We start from the raw sequence: 17,800 nt of genomic DNA on the forward strand, positions 1-17,800 counted from the left end.
GACTCACATTAAAAGTTCAACCACCGGCTTGAGGTAGCTCCTGAACGCCTCTCTGTCCTCGAGCAGGCTCTGGCTCATGATGACTTTGTCCGCGTTGACGAGCCACGCTCGGTCCTCGCTGAGGGGAAGCTCGATGATCGTGAGGTTGAAGTCCCGCGCTGCGGTGCCGACCTCGAGCTGGCGCTCCTCGACGATCTCACGCAGCACATTGGTGGCTCCGACGGCCTCGCGCTTCCTCTCGAGACGCTCGTACTCCGCGCGACGCTCCCGCGCCCACGTCAGCGCTGCGCCGAAGTGCGCTTGAAGCGATCGCTGCAGCGCCGGCGCCTCCCCGAAGGCACCGAAGGCAGGCGGCTCGACGGCGGGGCTCATCTCGGGATGGTTCTCGATCAGGTGCTGCCACCAGGCCTCCCACTCGCGGCGGAGCGCGGGGAGGCCGCCCACATGCTGCGTGAGCTGATGGTGGTCAGCTTCGCGGACCCGCGGCTGTGCTGGAGCGACCGGCGGCATGCCAGCACCGTCGAGCCCTGCATGGTCCTTGAGGTAGAGCGCGAGCAGCATAGGGCCGGACGTGTCCATCGTGATCCGCCAGCCGGGTCCGCCAGTGTGGTGCATAGTCGCATCGCTTCCTTGCCGGTCTTCTCCCAGTGTATTCCTGTGGAGGCATTCCAGTGGAGGACGGTGGGCGGTGGCCTCCTCGCCCCTTCAGCGGCTGCCCGCCCCGATGATCGAGACCTGCGCCCGGACCACGTCGACGCACAGCTGGGCGTCGAGCCAGCGGCCCTGGAGCATGGCGTGGAGCCCGAGGCCCTCGACGGCGGCCATGAGCCGCTCGGCCCTCACGCACGAGGTCGCCTTCATGTAGGTAGCACACTTGTGCCCATCGATAGGATCTAGACCATGCGCATTCTCGTCACCGGAGGCACCGGCTACATCGGCTCCCACACGGTCCTGACCCTGCTCGAAGGAGGCCACGACGTGGTCGCCGTCGACAATCTGTCCAACTCGAGCCCGGAGTCCCTCCGCCGCGTGGGCGAGCTCGCGGGCCGCGATGCCACCTTCGTCGAAGCAGACATCACCGATGAGGCGGCGCTCGACGCCGTCTTCGCCGAGCATTCTCCCGAGGCCGTGATCCACTTCGCCGGGCTCAAGGCCGTCGGGGAGTCATCGGCCATCCCGCTCGACTACTACTTCAACAACGTCTCGGGGACGATCGCCCTCCTGCGCGTCATGGAGCGGCACGGCGTCCGCAAGATCGTGTTCTCCTCCTCGGCCACGGTCTACGGAGACCGCAATCCTGCGCCGTACGTCGAGAAGATGGAGATCGGGGCGATGAACCCCTATGGGCGCACCAAGGAGCAGATCGAAGACATCCTCTCCGACCTCGGCGCATCCAGCCCCGAATGGCATATAGCGCTGCTGCGCTACTTCAACCCGGTCGGCGCTCATCCCTCGGGTCGGATCGGCGAAGACCCGCAGGGGATCCCGAACAACCTCGTCCCCTTCATCGCCCAGGTCGCCGTGGGCCGCCGCGAGAAGCTCATGGTCTTCGGCGGGGACTACGAGACGCCGGATGGCACATGCCAGCGCGACTTCATCCACGTCGTCGACCTCGCCCAAGGCCACGCGGCCGCGCTCACGTACCTCGAGGACCATGCCGGCGTGTTCCGCTGGAACCTCGGGTCCGGCCGCGGCACGAGCGTGCTCGAGATGCTCCATGCGTTCGAGAAGGCCGTGGGCGCCCCGATCCCGTACGAGATCGCGCCGCGCCGCGCCGGCGACCTCCCCGCGTTCTGGGCCGACCCCTCGGCCGCCCTGGCCGATCTGGGCTGGTCCACGACAAGGACCGTCGAGGCGATGTGCGAGGACCACTGGCGCTGGCAGAAGAGCAACCCGATGGGCTACCAGCCCGTCTGAGTCACCCATGGCAACGGCCGGCGCCTCCCCCCAAGGGAAGGCACCGGCCGTAGTCGTACCCGGGGCGGGTGGGATCAGCGCGCGGGGTAGTTGCGCGCTTCCTCACCCACGTAGAGCTGGCGGGGGCGCCCGATCTTGGTCTGCGGGTCGTTGATCATCTCGCGCCACTGGGCGATCCAGCCCGGCAGGCGGCCGATCGCGAAGAGCACCGTGAACATCTTCTCCGGGAAGCCCATCGCCTTGTAGATGAGGCCCGTGTAGAAGTCGACGTTCGGGTAGAGCTTGCGCTGGATGAAGTAGTCGTCCGCGAGGGCCTTCTCCTCGAGCCGCATCGCGATGTCCAGGAGCTCGTCGTTGCCGCCCAGCTTGCCGAGGATCTCGTGGGCCGTGGCCTTGATGATCTTGGCGCGGGGGTCGTAGTTCTTGTAGACGCGGTGTCCGAAGCCCATCAGCCGGACCCCGTCTTCCTTGTTCTTGACCTTCTCCATGAAGTCCTCAGGCCTGACGCCGTCGGCCTGGATGCGGCGGAGCATGTTGAGCACGGCCTCGTTGGCACCACCGTGGAGCGGGCCGAAGAGTGCGTTGATGCCCGCGGAAACGGAAGCGAACATGTTCGCGTTCGCAGACCCGACGAGGCGTACGGTCGACGTCGAGCAGTTCTGCTCGTGGTCCGCGTGCAGGATCAGGAGCGTGTCGAGCGCCTTCACGACAAGCGGGTCGAGCTCGTACGGCTCCGCGGCCAGTCCGAAGGAGAGGCGCAGGAAGTTCTCCACGAGGTTCATGGAGTTGTCCGGGTAGAGCAGGGCCTGGCCGACCGACTTCTTGTGCGCGTACGCGGCGATCACGGGGAGCTTGGCCATGAGCCGGATGGTGGAGAGCTCCACCTGCTCCTCGTTGAACGGGTCAAGCGAGTCCTGGTAGAACGTCGACAGCGCCGAGACGGCCGAGGACAGCACCGGCATCGGGTGCGCATCGCGGGGGAAGCCCGCGAAGAAGCTCTTGAGCTCCTCGTGCAGGAGGGTGTGGCGACGGATCTTCTGGTCGAACTCATCGAGCTCGGACCCCGTCGGCAGGTTCCCGTAGATGAGGAGGTAGGAGACCTCGAGGAAGCTCGAGTGCTGGGCCAGCTGCTCGATCGGGTAGCCGCGGTACCGCAGGATCCCCTCATCGCCGTCGATGAAGGTGATAGCCGAGGTGGTGGCAGCGGTGTTCATGAAGCCCGGGTCGAAGGTGACGGCGCCGGTCTCCTTCAGCAGCTTCGAGACGTCATAGCCGTCGTTTCCTTCAACAGCGGCAATGCGGGGAAGCTGGAGCTCTCCCCCTTCGTGACGCAGGACAGCGCCGTTCATCTCAGTCATGGTTCCCCTTCAATGGGCAGCTCGCAACGTTCTTAAGCTACTCCGAGTTCCCGCACGGCACTAATCGATACCGCCGGTCCCGTGAGTCCTGTCACGTTCGCTGGACTATCGGGAGGTCAGGCGCTCCACAGCGGCGTCGATGCGCTCGTCGGTCCCCGTGAGGGCCACACGGATGTAGCCCGCGCCGTCGTCCCCGTAGAACACGCCCGGGCCAACCACGATCCCCAGCCCGGCGAGGCGATCGACCGTAGCCCACGTGTCCTCGCCGGCGGTGCACCAAAGGTACAGTCCCGCCTCGGAGTGCGAGAGCGTGAGCCCGAATTCCTCGAGGGCAGGGAGGAGCCGCTCGCGGCGCGACCGGTAGAGGTCCTTCTGCGCCAGCACATGGGCCTCGTCGCCGAGCGCCACGCGCATGGCCTCCTGGACCGGATAGGGCATGATCATGCCCGCGTGCTTGCGGCTGTTGACGAGGTTCGGCATGAGCTCTGGGGCACCCGCGACGAATGCAGCACGGTACCCGGCGAGGTTGGACTGCTTGCTCAGCGAGTAGACGCTCAGGAGCCCGGTGAGGTCCCCGCCGCTCACGCGGGGATCGAGCACGGACGGAACGGCCTGCCCGCCGCGCTGCAGGTCCCACGCACCCCAGCCGAGCTCGGCATAGCACTCGTCTGAGGCCACAACCGCACCGAGCGAACGCGCGCGGTCGACGGCGCCGCGCAGCTCGTCAGCGCTCCGCACCGCCCCGGTCGGGTTGCCCGGAGAGTTGAGCCACACGAGCCGCACGCGTGCGAGCGTCGCGTCGTCGAGCTCATCGAGGCTGTCCGCGGCGACCGCGGTTGCACCCGCCAGACGCGCCCCGATGTCATAGGTCGGGTAGGCGACGGCGGGACGCACCACCACGTCGCCCTCGCCGAGCCCCAGCAGGAACGGCAGCCACGCCACGAGCTCCTTGGAGCCGATGGTCGGCATGACGGCCTGCTCGTCGAGGCCCGTGACGCCGCGGCGCCGGGCGAACCACTCGACGACCGCCTCGCGCAGCGCCTGCGTGCCGTGCACGGTGGGATACCCGTGCGCATCGGAGGCCGCCTTGAGCGCTTCCTGCACCACCTCTGGGGTGGGGTCAACAGGCGTGCCGATCGAGAGGTTCACGGCACCACCGGGGTGCCGGGCCGCCTTCGCCGCGTACGGGGCCATGGCCTCCCAGGGGTAGTCGGGCAGGTCCAGCCCGAAAGCCCGGCCCGTGGCGCTGCGTCCTGGCTCCACGCTCAGCTGGCTGCGTTCTGTGGAGGGAGGGCCGCAACGAGCGGGTGGTCCTTGCCCGTGTTGCCGAGCTTCGCCGCCCCGCCCGGGGAACCGAGGTCGTCGAAGAACTCGACGTTGGCCTTGTAGTAGTCGGCCCACTCGTCCGGAACATCGTCCTCGTAGTAGATCGCCTCGACCGGGCACACGGGCTCGCACGCACCGCAGTCGACGCACTCGTCCGGGTGGATGTAGAGGGACCGTTCGCCTTCATAGATGCAGTCGACGGGACATTCCTCGACGCAGGCCTTGTCCTTCACATCGACGCACGGCTGTGCGATCACGTATGTCACGGTGCCACCCTCTCTTCCCTCGCCCTCACTGCTGACGTCTTCTCGCAGATCTACCGGGGCCGATTGAGCCTATTATCTCCCGGCTGGCTCCCGCCACTCCACGGAGACACGTGCCGTAGCACTACGATGGAGCGTGCCGTCCTCTCCCGTCGAACTCCTGCGCTCGCTCGCCCCGGGTACGCGCGTGGTGGTGCGCCGCCGGATCGAGGGCGGCTTCGCGGACACGCTCGGGGATCTGGTAGCGCACGACGGCGCAACGGTCACCATCCGCACGAGGCGCGGCAACGCCGTCGTGCTTCTCGAAGACGTCGTGGCTGCGAAGCCAGTCCCTCCGCCTCCTCCGCGTCGGGCGGCTCGCCGACCCGAGGGCTAGGGCTGCACCATCCGCTGATTGGTGTTCGCATAGCTGACCGAATCCGCCGTCGAGCCGACAAGCCCCATGGTGACTCGGAGCAGGCCCGGAGCCACGTCGTCGAGCGGTGGCGGTGTGTCGGTGCCCAGGGTGAGGCTCCGCCCGTTGGAGGTTGTCGCGGTGACAGATCCCAGATAGACGCTGACGTGTCCGCTGAGCACCGTCTTGTCGGCGGACGTGACCAACCCGGGCCCGTTGGGCGGGCGCACCGTCAGGGTGAACCCCGTGATGGTGATCGAGTCTGCCGTGATCTTCAGAACGCGGACGCCGCTGCCGTCGGCGGTCGGCACGGTGACGACGCTGATCGAACTCAGCCCCGTGAAGGACAGGCTCTGGGAGCCCATCGAGGCCGGAGTCTTGGTGAAGATCGGGGTTCCGCTGTCCCGAGGCGCTGCCACAGGCGCGCTGGACGTGGGTTCCGGGGTCGCGATGGCAGCCGGGTCCGTCCCAGATCCTGCGCCGGGAAGCGCGGGCAGGCTGGGGCCGGATCCAAGCCCCGGCAGCAGAGTGCCGCCCACGGCGGGCAAGGGCCCCGGCGCCTGCGTGGGTGCCGTGCCCGAAGGCGAAGGACTCGGGGGCTCGGACGGGCACGACACGACGAGTGGTACACACAGCGCCGTCGGCACGCTGTCGGGGATCCTCGCCGCCCCGAGGACGAACGGCAGGGTGAGGAGCGAGCCGGACGCCACGGCGGCAAGGGTGCGGGCACGGCGGAGATTCACCCTGCCCACATTCCCCGCTTGGCCCCCGGCGGGCCCATCCACGCCGCGACCAGCACGCCTCCGACCACCGAGAGCAGCATGCCGACGAGGAAGCCGCCCATGTTAACCCCGACCAGCGAGTAGACAGCGACCACCAGTGTCAGAACCCCATAGAACACGTGATGCGGCGGCATGGTCACGGACAGGACTCCGAGAAGCACCAGCACGATCGGGATGACGGTGGCCTGAAGTCCCTCGATCCCCAGCTGGATGTGAAGATGGCCAAGGTCGAGCTGACCCGAGAAGAACATCTCCACCCCGCCGAGCATGGCCAGCAACCCGCCGACGAACGGCCGCTGCCGGCGCCAGTGCCGGAATCGGCTGGCCTTCCCGGACGCCTTCGCACTCCGCGACGGCGCGGGAGCACTGTTCTCCGTCGTCGACGACGTGCCACCGCTCAGAAGCATGCCTTGGACCCATCCGTCAGATCCAGGCTCATCCCGGTCAGGGTGAACACCGATGCCTGCGTACTCCACGCCGTCTGCTGCAGATTCGTGATCGTGATGCTGTCTGAGTCCTGGGCGAAGTCGCCTGCCGAGCCCTTCGCGGCGGTGTTGACCGTCGAGGCGTCCACGCCGATGCGGATCTTGCCGAAGGTGGAATCGCCCTTCAGGCCGGTCATTCCGATCTGAAGATCGGAAGCCGAGGCAGGGTTGTTCCCGCCGCCGGCTTTGATGAGCACCCCGACCGTGCCCAACGGGGTCTGCGTGACCACGGACTGGCACAGGTCAGAGAGGGTTGCGCTCTTGATGTTGGCGATCGCAACCGGGTGATCCTTCCCCTCGGTATCCTTCGCGACCCCGGCGTACTGGGAGAACCCGGTTCCCTCGAGCCTCGAGGCGCCGATCTGGAACTGGCTGCCGGACACGGCGAAGGACACGGGTACCGCCCCTTGGGCGATGCCGCCCATGAGGAGCGATGCGGCCGCGGCCGAGGGCACGGCAAAGAGCATGATGCGGCCTGCATGGGATGCACCCATCGATCGGATGCGCTGCGAGACGGGGAACTTCATTGATCCTCCTGACGTGGGCGCCGCCCGTGACGGCGGCAACACGGTCGAAGATATCGGCACTGTTGACTCTGAGTCAATAGCGGCCTCGCCGACTCTTCTCGAGTCAGTAGAATTTCTGCTGTGTCCGAACCGCAGCGCGCCCGCCTCAACCCTCAGGACCGGAGAGCGCAGCTCGTCGCGGCCGGAGTGAACTTCCTGACCGACCACACTCTGGACGAACTGACGATGGACGAGCTCGCCCGCTTGGCCGGCGTTTCACGCGCCCTGCTGTTCCATTACTTCGAAACCCGCCAAGGCATGCAGCTTGCCGTGGTCACGACGGCGCGGGACAGCCTTCTCCTCGCCACGACTCCGCGCGAGGACCTCGCCCCGCGGGAGCGGGTCCGGGACACGCTGCTGAGGATCACCCAGTTCGTGCAGCAGCACCACGGCACCTTCTACTCAATGGTCAGAGGTGCCGCCAGCGGCGACCCCGCGGTGCGCGTGATCATCGATGAGTCACGTGAGCTCAATGCCGAACGCCTGCGCGAAGCCTTCATCGAGCTCGGGTTGGCGGACACTACGTTGTTGCGCGTGGCCCTGCGATCCTGGGTCGCCTTCGCCGAGGAGTCGCTCATCAGCCTCGCGATCGAGCGCAACACTGCGGCCGATGAGGTGGTGCAGTTCCTGGAGGCATCCCTGCATGGGATGGTGAACTCCATCCACGACCAAAGGCTCTGAGCTCGGAACGCATCCCCCCTTGTGGGCCATAGCCGCCCCACCTACAATTAATCCAATTGATGGTTTAATTGGGTTGGAGCTGGGCCGGCCCCTCAGGAGGCCGGCCATGTCCTTGAACTCCCTGCTGGGCGCGATCGCCCGGACGAGCATTCCGCACCTTGTGCTCGAAGAACCCAGGCTCGACCACGTCTCGGTCCATCCCTGCGCGGAAGGTCTCTGCGTTGACGTCGGCCTCTCGGTTCTTGGCTTGGTGCAGTTGGGCCGCGCCCGCGCAACGGCACGCTTCACGGCGGTCCTCGAACGGCGTGGCCCGGATGGGAGCACTGTCCGCCGAGCCATTGCGAGCATCGAGTCGTGTGACGGCGCGTTCAGGCGTGAAGGGTTGACCCTCGCGGGCGCTTCCCTCCTCCTCGGCACACCGCATCCCCAGCGCTTCTGGCCGCGGATCGGCGCTCCCGACGGTCGCGGCGTGGTGCTCGTCGACTCCGCATGGACAGACCTCATGGTCACCGACCACAGGCACCGCCTGGTCACACGGGTCCGCGGTGAATGGGCCATGCCCTTGCGGAGCAAGTAGGTGCTCCCTACAATATGACCATCAATTGGACAATTGGTGAGCCGAAGCTGGGTCGGACCGCCCCGAGACAAAGCCGCCTGCCATGTCACTCCGAACCCTGCTCGCTCGTCCGCGTACCCATCTGTCCGGACCCGCGGACCCAGTCTCCAACCCTCGACATCCAGCGCGCATCGCGTCCGTTGCAGTGCGCGCACTCGACTGCGGGCTCCACGTGGATGTCGACGAGGATCACGCCGAGTCCGGACGCCTGAGCCACGCGATTCAGGCGTCAGCCCGATTCACGGCCGTCCTCGAACGGACCGGGCCCGAGCCTGGCGGAACGGGGCGCCGGATCACAGCTCTGAGCGTCCGGTCGGACCACGCAGGCCTCCGCCCCGGGCACTTCAGACACGCCACGGCGGGTCTCACCCTCGGGGCACCGCCGTTGTCCTCGCTGCTGGACAAGGCACCCGCGCCGAAGGGCTCACGTGTACGGCTCCTCTCCGCCACCTGGTCAGACCTCGTCGTGACCGACGCCGAAAGCGGTCTCGCCCTGGAAGTCGAAGGAGAGTGGACCGTCTACTGTGCGGCCGAGCATCGGGAGATGCTCGTCCCGAGAGCCCAGATGGCCTAGTCCTGGACCGCGTCCGACAGCGTCCGGAGCCTGAAGAACGGGCCGAGGGTCACGGGTAGGATCGCGACGAGCCCACCGACGATCCCGATCCACAGCGTCGGAACAAGCCCGATCCTCTCCCCCAGCCACCCGCCGAGGAGCGAGCCGATAGGCATGACGCCCCACACGACGCAGCGGATGGAAGCGTTCATCCGCCCGAGCAGCCGCGGCGGGCAGATACGCTGGCGCATGCTCACCTGCATCACGTTGTAGACGATCACGCCGAAGCTCATCGAGAACTCGCCCACGCTCAACAGCACGGGCGCCCATGGGCCAGGGCCAGCCACGAGCGCGAGAGGGAGAAGTACCCCACCGGCCCCGCCGACCATGAGCCCGATCGGAAGCAGCGGGCCCTCCCCGATCCGCGCGCCGAGGCGGGGGGCGGCCACCGCACCGACGAGCCCGCCCACGGACCCGATGGAGAGCATGACGCCGAACCCGGCGGCCCCGAGGTTGAGCTCGCGAAGGATGACCAGCGGCAGGAGCACGTAGGCCACGGACGAGAACAGGTTGCCGATCGCGGTGCTGGCCACGATCCGCCGGATGAGCGGATGCCTTGCCACGAAGGCACCGCCTTCACGGATCTCCACCCAGAGGCTGCTGTCCTCGCGTCGCTCAGGCCGCATCTCCGCGTCGTGGACACGGGTGAGGCAGAGTGCCGACACGAGGTAGCCCGCCGACTCGGCGGCGAAGAGCACCGGGGCACTGACGAGAGCCAGGAGGAAGCCGCCGAGCGCGGGGCCGCCCATGCGGGCGACCTGCGCGGTCGCCTCGAGCTTGCCGTTCGCATCGGCGATCTGACTCCGGTGGACGAGGAGTGGAATGTAGCTCTGGTAGGCGACATCGAAGAAGACTGTTGCGACGCCGACCACGGCCGCGACGACGTAGAGATGCCACATCTGCAGCACTCCGGCCCACCACAGCACGGGGACGCATGCCATCGCAACCATCCGTGCGAGGTCCGCCCGGATCATGGTGCGTCGCTTGAGCCAGCGGTCCACCCACGCGCCAGCCGGGAGTCCGACGATGAGGAAGGCCGCCATTGCGGCCGCGTTGAGCACGCCGAGCTCCATCTCCGCCGCCCCGAGGAGGCTCACGGCGAGCACGGGAAGCGCGAGCTGGCCGAGCTGGACGCCGAGCTGACTGACGCCCTCCCCGGTCCAGAAGGCGAGGAACGAGCGGCTCCGAAGGAGAGTCGGCGCGGTCAGCTCTGCGGGCGTTTCAGGGGACACGCGGCCAGTCTGGGTCAAGTGATTGGGAAGTGTCAATCACTCATCGATAGGCTGGTGCCATGTCGGAGCCAGACGAGGCCGCGAAGGGCCGCGCGCTCAGTTCACCGCTGCGCCTGCGCATCCTGCGGATGTGCCTCCACCAGCCGCGTACCAACAAGGAGATCGCAGATCGGTTGGGGATCAACCCCGCCTCGTGCCTCCACCACGTGCGCACCCTCGTGGCGACGGGATTCCTTGAGTCGCAGCCCGAGCGCCGCGGCGCCCGCGGGGCCAAGGAGGTCCCCTATCTGGCCACACGCAAATCGTGGAGCCAGCATGTCGACGACGTCGCCCCAGTACTCATTGAGACCTTCGTCCAGGAGACCGCGGCCCTGGCGCCGGAGGACATCGCCGTCTGGAGGGTCGGGCTCAAGCTCAACCAGGAGCATCGGGACGACCTCATGGGCCGGCTCCGCGCCATCGTCGACGAGTTCGTGGCACTGCCCAGCGATCCCGACGGCGAGGCTATCTCGCTCATGATCGCCCAGCACCGAGACGCCGCCGCCGACTGATCCGCCACCCCTGCCGATTCGGGTACAGATCTCCCACCTGGTTTCGCCTTTCGGGTACGCGTACGACGACGGCCGGTGCCTTCCGCGCGGAAGACACCGGCCGTCGTCGTACCCGCAATGCCGAATCAGACGCGAGATCTGGACCCGAGACGGAGCAAGTTGTCAGGCGCGGGAGCGGCTGCGAGCCGCCTTGAGCCGCTCGTTCGCGTCGAGGACGACCTTGCGGATGCGGATCGACTCCGGGGTGATCTCGACGCATTCGTCCTCGCGGGCGAACTCAAGGGACTCCTCGAGCGTGAGCGTCCGCGGCGGGGTGAGGCCCTCGAAGTTGTCGGCCGTAGCCGAACGCATGTTCGTGAGCTTCTTCTCCTTGGTGATGTTCACGTCCATGTCATCAGCGCGCGAGTTCTCCCCCACGATCATGCCCTCGTACACCTCAGCCGTGGGCTGGATGAAGAACGAGCCGCGCTCCTGGAGGTTGATCATGGCGAACGGCGTCGCCACACCGGCGCGGTCCGCGATGAGCGAGCCGTTGGTGCGGTACTCGATCTCGCCGGCCCACGGCTCGTAGCCCTCGGAGATCGACGACGCGATGCCGGCGCCGCGCGTGTCCGTGAGGAACTTGGTGCGGAAACCGATGAGGCCGCGGGACGGGACCATGAACTCCATGCGGACCCAGCCGGTGCCGTGGTTCGCCATGTTGGTCATGCGGCCCTTGCGTGCCGCGAGCAGCTGCGTCACCGCGCCGAGGTACTCCTCGGGGACGTCGATCGTCATGTGCTCGATCGGCTCGTGCACCTTGCCGTCGACCTTCTTGGTGACGACCTGCGGCTTGCCGACCGTGAGCTCGAAGCCCTCGCGGCGCATCTGCTCGACGAGGATGGCGAGGGCCAGCTCGCCACGGCCCTGGACCTCCCACGCGTCCGGCCGCTCAGTCGGCAGGACGCGGATGGAGACGTTGCCGATGAGCTCCTTGTCGAGGCGGTCCTTGACCTGGCGCGCCGTGACCTTGGCACCCTTGACGCGCCCCGCCAGCGGGGACGTGTTGATACCCACCGTCATCGAGATCGCGGGGTCGTCGACGGTGATGAGCGGCAGCGGCTGCGGGTTCTCGACGTCGGTGAGGGTCTCGCCGATCGTGATGTCCTCGATGCCGGCGACGGCGACGATGTCACCGGGACCCGCGGACTCGGCGGGGACGCGGTCGAGGGCCTTGGTGGCGAGGAGCTCGGTGATCTTGACGGTCTTGAGCGAACCGTCGTGCCGGGCCCAGGCGACCTGCTGGCCCTTGTGGAGCGTGCCGTTGTAGATGCGCAGGAGCGCGAGGCGGCCGAGGAACGGCGACGCGTCGAGGTTGGTCACGTGGGCCTGGAGAACGCCCTCAGGGTCGTAGGTCGGGGCCGGGATGTGCTTGAGGATCGTCTCGAAGAGGGGCTCGAGGTTGTCGTTGCCCGGAGCCTCGCCGTTGGCGGGCTGCTCGAGCGACGCAGCGCCCACCCTCGCGGCAGCGTAGACGACGGGCACGTCGAGGACCTTGTCGAGGTCGAGATCGGGGACCTCGTCGGCCAGATCGGATGCAAGGCCCAGAAGGAGGTCCATCGACTCATGGACGACCTCGTCGATCCGCGCGTCAGGGCGGTCCGTCTTGTTGACCACGAGGATCACGGGAAGATGCGCCGCGAGCGCCTTGCGCAGCACGAACCGGGTCTGCGGGAGCGGACCTTCAGACGCGTCGACGAGGAGGACCACGCCGTCGACCATCGAGAGCCCACGCTCGACCTCGCCGCCGAAGTCGGCGTGGCCGGGGGTGTCGATGACGTTGATCGTGATGCCCTCGGGCTCACCGGCCCCTGCCGCAGCCGGGCCCGCGTAGCGGACGGCCGTGTTCTTGGCGAGGATCGTGATGCCCTTTTCACGCTCGAGGTCACCCGAGTCCATCACGCGTTCCTCGACCTCGCCATGGGAGGCAAAGGAATTGGTCTGCTTGAGCATGGCGTCGACGAGGGTCGTCTTGCCATGGTCGACGTGCGCGACGATGGCGACGTTGCGGAGGTCGGTACGGGAGGCAGTGGACACGGTTTCAGTCATTCGCGTGAGGCTCGTTTCGAGTGGGTCGCAACTTGTCCGGCGCCCGGCGGGGTCCTTCGGTCAAAGGCAGTGGGGGCACAGCGGAACAGACCCTGTCAGGGCCAGCACCCTCAATTTTACTCTCTCGGGCGCACTGCTCCGTGCGCTGCCCGGTGCGTGGGTGTCCCGCAGTGGCGAAGATCCCATCGTAGGCCGCATCATGGTGAGGTTCGCATCTTCTGAAGGACCCCATGGACCGAGCCTCCAGCAGCGCTGGGCGTCTGACCCTGCGCGCACTGTCCTGTGCCATGGCGGTGCCCCTCCTCGCGGGGTGCGCCGGCCCGCTCGAAGCACTTCCGGCGTCGTCCGGCGGCGCCATCGGCACCGTATCCCGCCCAACGGAAGGCGCGGCCCTCCGGGTCTTGCCACCCGCTGCGGTGCCGTATGGCACTGCCCCGATCGCGATCATTCCCCGCACGACGCCGGCCCGTCGCCTCACGCCGGCAGATCGCCTTCCGCTCGGCTCCTTCACCGTCAATGCAGCCACTCAGCGGAACGAGCCTGTGCTGGGGGATCTCTCGAGGGCCGCGGTCCTGATCGGCGACTCGCAGTCAGAGCCGACGGACAGCTGGGTGCGGCGGGGCCTCGAGCACGCGGGGTATTCGGTGTACTTCGCCGGCAGCGGGGGCACGGGCTATTCCGTCGGCATCCCGAAGGTCCACGACTACGCCAACGCACTGAGGCTCGGCGACTGGCGGCTGCCCGCGGGCCGCCCGCGCCTCGTCGTGGTCCAGGGCGGGGGGAACGACGCATCGCGCAACTCGGCCGATTCGGCGATTGCCAACGGCGCCATCACCCTGTTCGCCGAGCTGCGCCGCACGTACCCCGGCGCCCGGATCGTCATGGTCGGAACGCTCGCGAAGTCGGCTGCCGACGGCGGCGGACGCCGGACCGAGGTCGATGCGCTCCTGCAGCGCACCGCGGCCGCACTCGATGTTCCGTTCGTTGGCTGCGGCGACTGGATCTCCCGCTACGGGCTCGCGGGGGAGCTCGTCGACGGAGTGCACCTCAGCCCGCAGGGGAAGGCGCGTCTCGCCCCGGTATTCGCTGACGCGCTGGCCGCGAGGGGCCTCGCACTCTCCTGAGCTTGAGTCCCCCCGCGGCCGATTGCCCCGAACCCTCCGTGTCCGCTCTATGCGGCGTCCGGCGGAAGCAGTAGCTTGCCGCCCGGGATGGCCTCCAGGAGCGCCCGCGTGTAGTCCTGCTGCGGCGCGTCGAACACCGAATCGGTCGCCCCGGTCTCGACGAGCCTGCCCTTCTCCATGACGCACACGTGGTCCGCGATCTGCCGCACCACAGCGAGGTCGTGCGTGATGAAGAGGTATGTCAGTCCGAGCCGTTCCTGGAGGTCCGCGAGCAGGTTGAGGACCTGCGCCTGGACCAGAACGTCGAGGGCCGAGACCGCCTCGTCGCAGATGATCACCTCGGGATCGAGTGCGAGAGCGCGGGCAATGGCAACCCGCTGGCGCTGACCGCCCGAGAGCTCGTTCGGGTACCGCTGCATCGCCGACTGCGGAAGCGCGACCTGGTCGAGGAGCTCGCGAACCTTGAGCTCGCGTGAGGCCCTGTCTCCGATGCCATGGGTCCGCAGCGGCTCCTCAATGGTCCGGTAGATGTTGTACATCGGATCGAGCGAGCCGTAGGGGTCCTGAAAGATTGGCTGGACTCGACGACGGAACGCGAACAGCTGCTTCCGGTCGAGCGTCGCCGTGTCGACGCCGTCGAACACAATCCGGCCTGAGGTCGGGGCCAGGAGCTGGAGGACCATCTGGGCCACCGTCGACTTGCCGGAGCCCGACTCGCCCACGATCGCCATGGTGGTTCCCCGGCGCACCCGGAAGCTCACGGAATCGACGGCCGTGAAGTCTGTCGACCGACCCAGCCCCCCGGAACGGAGCTTGAAGACCTTCGTCAGGTCCTCGACCACAAGCGCGTCGTCGGGCACTTCCTCTGGCCCAGCCGCGGCGGGCGTCTCCTGCGTTTCCACGGCTTCGAGTGCCGTCGCCTCGGCACGCTCGGCAGCCTTGGCCCTGGCCTCGTCCGAGGCTGTCAGGAGCTCAGTCGGCTCGATGCCGGCCTCCTTCGCCACTTGGATGCGCCGGGATGCGAGCGAAGGTGCCTTGGCCACGAGCCGCTGCGTGTACGGGTGCAGGGGGTTGCGCAGGATTTCGAGCGAGGGACCAGACTCCACCACCTTGCCCTGGTACATCACCACGACCTTGTCCGCGCGCTCGGCCGCGAGGCCGAGGTCATGCGTGATGAGGAGGACCGACGTGCCGAGCTCCCCCGTCATTGTCTGGAGGTGGTCGAGGATCTTGCGCTGGACCGTGACATCGAGGGCCGAGGTCGGTTCGTCGGCAATCAGGAGCTTGGGCGCGCACGAGAGCCCGATCGCGATGAGCGCGCGCTGACGCATGCCTCCAGAGAACTCATGCGGGTACTGCTTGGCGCGCCGCTCGGCGTCCGGGAGCCCCGCTTCCGCGAGCGCGCGCGCGACGTCGGCCGGCTTGTCCGCCTTCCCGTTGGCACGCAGCGTCTCCCTGACCTGATAGCCGATCTTCCACACCGGATTGAGGTTGGACATCGGGTCCTGGGGGACCATGCCGATCGTGTTGCCGCGCAGCTCGATCATGCGCTTCTCGGGCGCATGGGCGATGTCCTCGCCGTCGAGCAGGATCTGCCCCCCCGTGACGCGCCCGTTACTCGGCAGGAGGCCGATCGCGGCGAGCGCCGTCGTCGACTTCCCAGATCCCGACTCCCCCACGATCGCGAGCGTCTCGCCGGGCATGATCTTCAGGTGGGCGTCGCGGACGGCCCTCAATTCGCCCGAGCTGGTCGTGAAGGCGATCTCCAGATCGCGGATCTCGAGGATCGGACGACCGCCGGGCCCCTCGTCGTCGATGATCGCCGGAATGCCGGCTGCAGTAGTCTTCTCGGTCATCGGGTCCTGCTCTTCGGGTCGAGGGCGTCGCGGACCGCGTCGCCGAGCATGATGAAGCTCAGCACGCAGAGGGACAAAGCCACGGACGGGTAGATGAGGATCATCGGATTCGTGCGGATCGACTGCTGTGCGGCCGCGATGTCGTGGCCCCATGACATGACGGACTCGGGCACGCCGATGCCGAGGAACGAGAGCGTTGCCTCCGTGACGATGAACACGCCGAGCTCGAGCGTCGCGAGCACGATCACCGGGGCGATGGCATTGGGCAGCACGTGGCGCAGGAGCGCGCCGAACCTCGAGACACCGAGCGAGCGGGCAGCGGTCACAAAGTCCGCGTTGCGCACCTCGATGACCGCTCCGCGCGTGATGCGCGCCATTTGGGGCCACGCCAGCATGGCAATGACGAGCACCACCGTCCACACGCTCTTGTTCTCCCGGAACAGCGGGAGCTGCGTGATGACGAGCGCTCCGAGCACGAGGGGCAGGGCGAAGAAGATGTCGCCGAGCCGTGCGAGGAGGGCATCGAGCCAGCCGCCGTAATACCCCGCCAGAGCGCCGAAGGTCACGCCGATCACGAGGACGCACAGCACCGCAAGGACGCCGACCGTCAGAGAGGCCTGGGTCCCGTGGACCACCCGCGAGTAGAGGTCGCAGCCCTGGAACGTGAACCCGAAGGGGTGACCGTCTCTCGGGCCGGCCTCGGAATTCTCCAGGAGGCAGTTCTCATTCGGCGGGGTCTGGGTGAGGGCACCGGGGAAGAGCGCAATGAAGACGAGCGCGAGGATCATGATCGAGGAGATGATGAACAGCGGGCGACGGCGCAGCTTGCGCCAGGCGTCGGCCCACAGGCTCAGCGGGGCTTCTTCAACCCGGAGGGCATCGGTGGCGCCGAGCCCCACCTCATCGAACGGGGCAACGAAGTGCCCCTCAGTGCGTTCAGGCTTCATAGCGGATCCTCGGGTCGAGCCAGGCATACAGGAGGTCCACGAGCAGGTTCGCGAGCACGAACACGAGGACGAGCACGCTCACGATCGCGACCACGGTGGGGCCCTCGCCGCGCAGCGTGGCCTGGTAGAGCTTGTTCCCCACACCGGGGACGTTGAAGATGCCCTCGGTGACAATCGCGCCGCCCATGAGGCCGCCGAGGTTGGCGCCGAGATAGGTCACCACCGGGATCATCGAGTTGCGCAGGATGTGGGCGAGCACAACGCGGGGGCGGGACAGGCCCTTCGCGGTTGCGGTGCGGACATAGTCCGCGTTCATGTTCTCGATGACCGAGGCCCTCGTGAGACGCAGCACGTAGGCGAACGAGACGAGGCCGAGCACGATCGCCGGGAGGAGGAGGTTGCCCCAGTCGGCCTGAGCGCCCACCGTGGGCTTCGCCCAACCGAGATAGACGCCGAACACGAGCTGGAACACGAAGCCCAGAACGAAGGTCGGAACGGCAATGACCACGAGGGAGGCGATCAGAACGGTGGAATCGAAGACGCCGCCGCGGCGGAGGCCGGCCCACAGGCCGAACAGGACTCCGAAGATCGCCTGGATGGCGAGCGCCTCGACCGCAAGCATCGCCGTGACCGGGAAGATCCTGGCGAGCGTCGCGGCGATGGGCTGCTGCGTGAAGTCGACGCCCAGGTCGAGCGTGAAGAGGTTCTTGAGGAAGATCCCGTACTGGACGAGGAACGGCTGGTCGAGGTGGTACTGGGCGCGCAGCGCGTCGATGACGCTCTGCGGCGGCTGCCTGTCACCGAAGAGGGCAGCAATGGGGTCTCCGGGGAGCGCGAAGACCATGAAGTAGACGAGCAGAGTCGTCCCGAGGAACACCGGGATGACTTGGAGCAGACGGCGGAGGATGTAGCGGATCATCGCGGCCCTCCGGCGTGCTGGGCACAGGATCGTGCCATGGAGCTGGGCCTTCCTATCAGATGCCGAGGGCCCGGCGGGTGGC

General features: G+C 67.6%; 20 protein-coding genes. 7 read left to right on the forward strand and 13 right to left on the reverse strand.

Translation table 11 applies throughout. The annotated features are described in order from the left end of the window. Positions 1-3 precede the first annotated feature (3 nt). Both RBS60_RS12885 and RBS60_RS12890 read right to left on the reverse strand, forming a co-directional pair. Positions 4-615: a hypothetical protein gene (locus RBS60_RS12885; RefSeq protein WP_307957964.1), complete on the reverse strand. Its 612-nt coding sequence runs from the start codon at positions 613-615 to the stop codon at positions 4-6. A gap of 90 nt (positions 616-705) precedes the next feature. Then, a complete protein-coding gene (locus tag RBS60_RS12890) occupies positions 706-861 on the reverse strand; it encodes a hypothetical protein (RefSeq protein ID WP_307957965.1) in 156 nt (51 codons plus the stop codon). 39 nt (positions 862-900) lie between these two features. Here RBS60_RS12890 and galE point away from each other — a divergent pair, with 39 nt between their 5' ends. Beyond that, positions 901-1,917, forward strand: a complete 1,017-nt coding sequence (gene galE, locus RBS60_RS12895; RefSeq protein ID WP_307957966.1) for a UDP-glucose 4-epimerase GalE — start codon at positions 901-903, stop codon at positions 1,915-1,917. 74 nt (positions 1,918-1,991) lie between these two features. On the opposite strand, the gene RBS60_RS12900 is transcribed toward galE, so the two are convergent. From RBS60_RS12900 to fdxA, 3 genes are all read right to left on the reverse strand, one after another. Continuing rightward, the gene (locus RBS60_RS12900; protein WP_307957967.1) at positions 1,992-3,275 is read right to left on the reverse strand and encodes a citrate synthase; all 1,284 of its coding nucleotides are present in this window, start codon (positions 3,273-3,275) and stop codon (positions 1,992-1,994) included. A gap of 105 nt (positions 3,276-3,380) precedes the next feature. After that, a complete protein-coding gene (dapC, locus tag RBS60_RS12905) occupies positions 3,381-4,538 on the reverse strand; it encodes a succinyldiaminopimelate transaminase (RefSeq protein ID WP_307957968.1) in 1,158 nt (385 codons plus the stop codon). Between the two features lie 2 nt (positions 4,539-4,540). Beyond that, entirely contained in the window at positions 4,541-4,867 is a 327-nt protein-coding gene (fdxA, locus tag RBS60_RS12910) for a ferredoxin (RefSeq protein ID WP_307957969.1), read from the reverse strand. A gap of 133 nt (positions 4,868-5,000) precedes the next feature. Here fdxA and RBS60_RS12915 point away from each other — a divergent pair, with 133 nt between their 5' ends. Then, positions 5,001-5,240: a hypothetical protein gene (locus RBS60_RS12915; RefSeq protein ID WP_307957970.1), complete on the forward strand. Its 240-nt coding sequence runs from the start codon at positions 5,001-5,003 to the stop codon at positions 5,238-5,240. Here the strand turns inward: RBS60_RS12915 and RBS60_RS12920 are convergent. The 3 genes from RBS60_RS12920 to RBS60_RS12930 are packed head-to-tail and all read right to left on the reverse strand — an operon-like array spanning position 5,237 to position 7,052. Further along, positions 5,237-6,001: a hypothetical protein gene (locus RBS60_RS12920; protein WP_307957971.1), complete on the reverse strand. Its 765-nt coding sequence runs from the start codon at positions 5,999-6,001 to the stop codon at positions 5,237-5,239. The genes RBS60_RS12915 and RBS60_RS12920 overlap by 4 nt on opposite strands. Continuing rightward, on the reverse strand, positions 5,998-6,447 hold the full coding sequence (locus RBS60_RS12925; protein WP_307957972.1) for a DUF6114 domain-containing protein: 450 nt from the start codon (positions 6,445-6,447) through the stop codon (positions 5,998-6,000). The genes RBS60_RS12920 and RBS60_RS12925 overlap by 4 nt, the downstream gene beginning before the upstream one ends. Beyond that, positions 6,438-7,052, reverse strand: coding sequence for a DUF6230 family protein (locus RBS60_RS12930; RefSeq protein WP_307957973.1), 615 nt, complete (start codon positions 7,050-7,052; stop codon positions 6,438-6,440). Before RBS60_RS12930 ends, RBS60_RS12925 begins: the two co-directional genes overlap by 10 nt. A 120-nt stretch (positions 7,053-7,172) precedes the next feature. On the opposite strand from RBS60_RS12930, the gene RBS60_RS12935 reads away from it, so the two are divergent. From RBS60_RS12935 to RBS60_RS12945, 3 genes are all read left to right on the forward strand, one after another. Continuing rightward, complete coding sequence (locus RBS60_RS12935) at positions 7,173-7,772, forward strand: TetR/AcrR family transcriptional regulator (protein WP_307957974.1); 600 nt, start codon at positions 7,173-7,175, stop codon at positions 7,770-7,772. 106 nt (positions 7,773-7,878) lie between these two features. Then, positions 7,879-8,349, forward strand: coding sequence for a hypothetical protein (locus tag RBS60_RS12940; RefSeq protein ID WP_307957975.1), 471 nt, complete (start codon positions 7,879-7,881; stop codon positions 8,347-8,349). 82 nt (positions 8,350-8,431) lie between these two features. Beyond that, positions 8,432-8,962 carry a hypothetical protein gene (locus RBS60_RS12945; RefSeq protein ID WP_307957976.1) on the forward strand — a complete coding sequence of 177 codons (531 nt, stop codon included), beginning with the start codon at positions 8,432-8,434 and terminating at the stop codon, positions 8,960-8,962. Here the strand turns inward: RBS60_RS12945 and RBS60_RS12950 are convergent. After that, positions 8,959-10,233, reverse strand: coding sequence for an MFS transporter (locus RBS60_RS12950; protein WP_307957977.1), 1,275 nt, complete (start codon positions 10,231-10,233; stop codon positions 8,959-8,961). The genes RBS60_RS12945 and RBS60_RS12950 overlap by 4 nt on opposite strands. 59 nt (positions 10,234-10,292) lie before the next feature. On the opposite strand from RBS60_RS12950, the gene RBS60_RS12955 reads away from it, so the two are divergent. Then, on the forward strand, positions 10,293-10,784 hold the full coding sequence (locus RBS60_RS12955; protein WP_307957978.1) for a helix-turn-helix domain-containing protein: 492 nt from the start codon (positions 10,293-10,295) through the stop codon (positions 10,782-10,784). Between the two features lie 162 nt (positions 10,785-10,946). On the opposite strand, the gene typA is transcribed toward RBS60_RS12955, so the two are convergent. Beyond that, entirely contained in the window at positions 10,947-12,872 is a 1,926-nt protein-coding gene (typA, locus tag RBS60_RS12960) for a translational GTPase TypA (protein WP_307957979.1), read from the reverse strand. 230 nt (positions 12,873-13,102) lie between these two features. Here typA and RBS60_RS12965 point away from each other — a divergent pair, with 230 nt between their 5' ends. Next, positions 13,103-13,996, forward strand: coding sequence for an SGNH/GDSL hydrolase family protein (locus tag RBS60_RS12965; RefSeq protein ID WP_307957980.1), 894 nt, complete (start codon positions 13,103-13,105; stop codon positions 13,994-13,996). A 47-nt stretch (positions 13,997-14,043) separates the two neighbouring features. Here the strand turns inward: RBS60_RS12965 and RBS60_RS12970 are convergent, their stop codons facing one another. Genes RBS60_RS12970 through RBS60_RS12980 form a run of 3 tightly spaced genes read right to left on the reverse strand, consistent with a single transcriptional unit; the run spans position 14,044 to position 17,718 of the window. Beyond that, positions 14,044-15,852 (reverse strand): ABC transporter ATP-binding protein, encoded by a 1,809-nt coding sequence (locus RBS60_RS12970; protein ID WP_307957981.1) that lies wholly within the window; start codon positions 15,850-15,852, stop codon positions 14,044-14,046. Next, positions 15,849-16,799, reverse strand: a complete 951-nt coding sequence (locus RBS60_RS12975; protein ID WP_307957982.1) for an ABC transporter permease — start codon at positions 16,797-16,799, stop codon at positions 15,849-15,851. The genes RBS60_RS12970 and RBS60_RS12975 overlap by 4 nt, the downstream gene beginning before the upstream one ends. Next, on the reverse strand, positions 16,789-17,718 hold the full coding sequence (locus RBS60_RS12980) for an ABC transporter permease (RefSeq protein ID WP_307957983.1): 930 nt from the start codon (positions 17,716-17,718) through the stop codon (positions 16,789-16,791). The genes RBS60_RS12975 and RBS60_RS12980 overlap by 11 nt, the downstream gene beginning before the upstream one ends. Between the last annotated feature and the right edge of the window lie 82 nt (positions 17,719-17,800).

Source organism: Sinomonas sp. ASV486, from assembly GCF_030908215.1.
Lineage (GTDB): Bacteria > Actinomycetota > Actinomycetes > Actinomycetales > Micrococcaceae > Sinomonas > Sinomonas puerhi.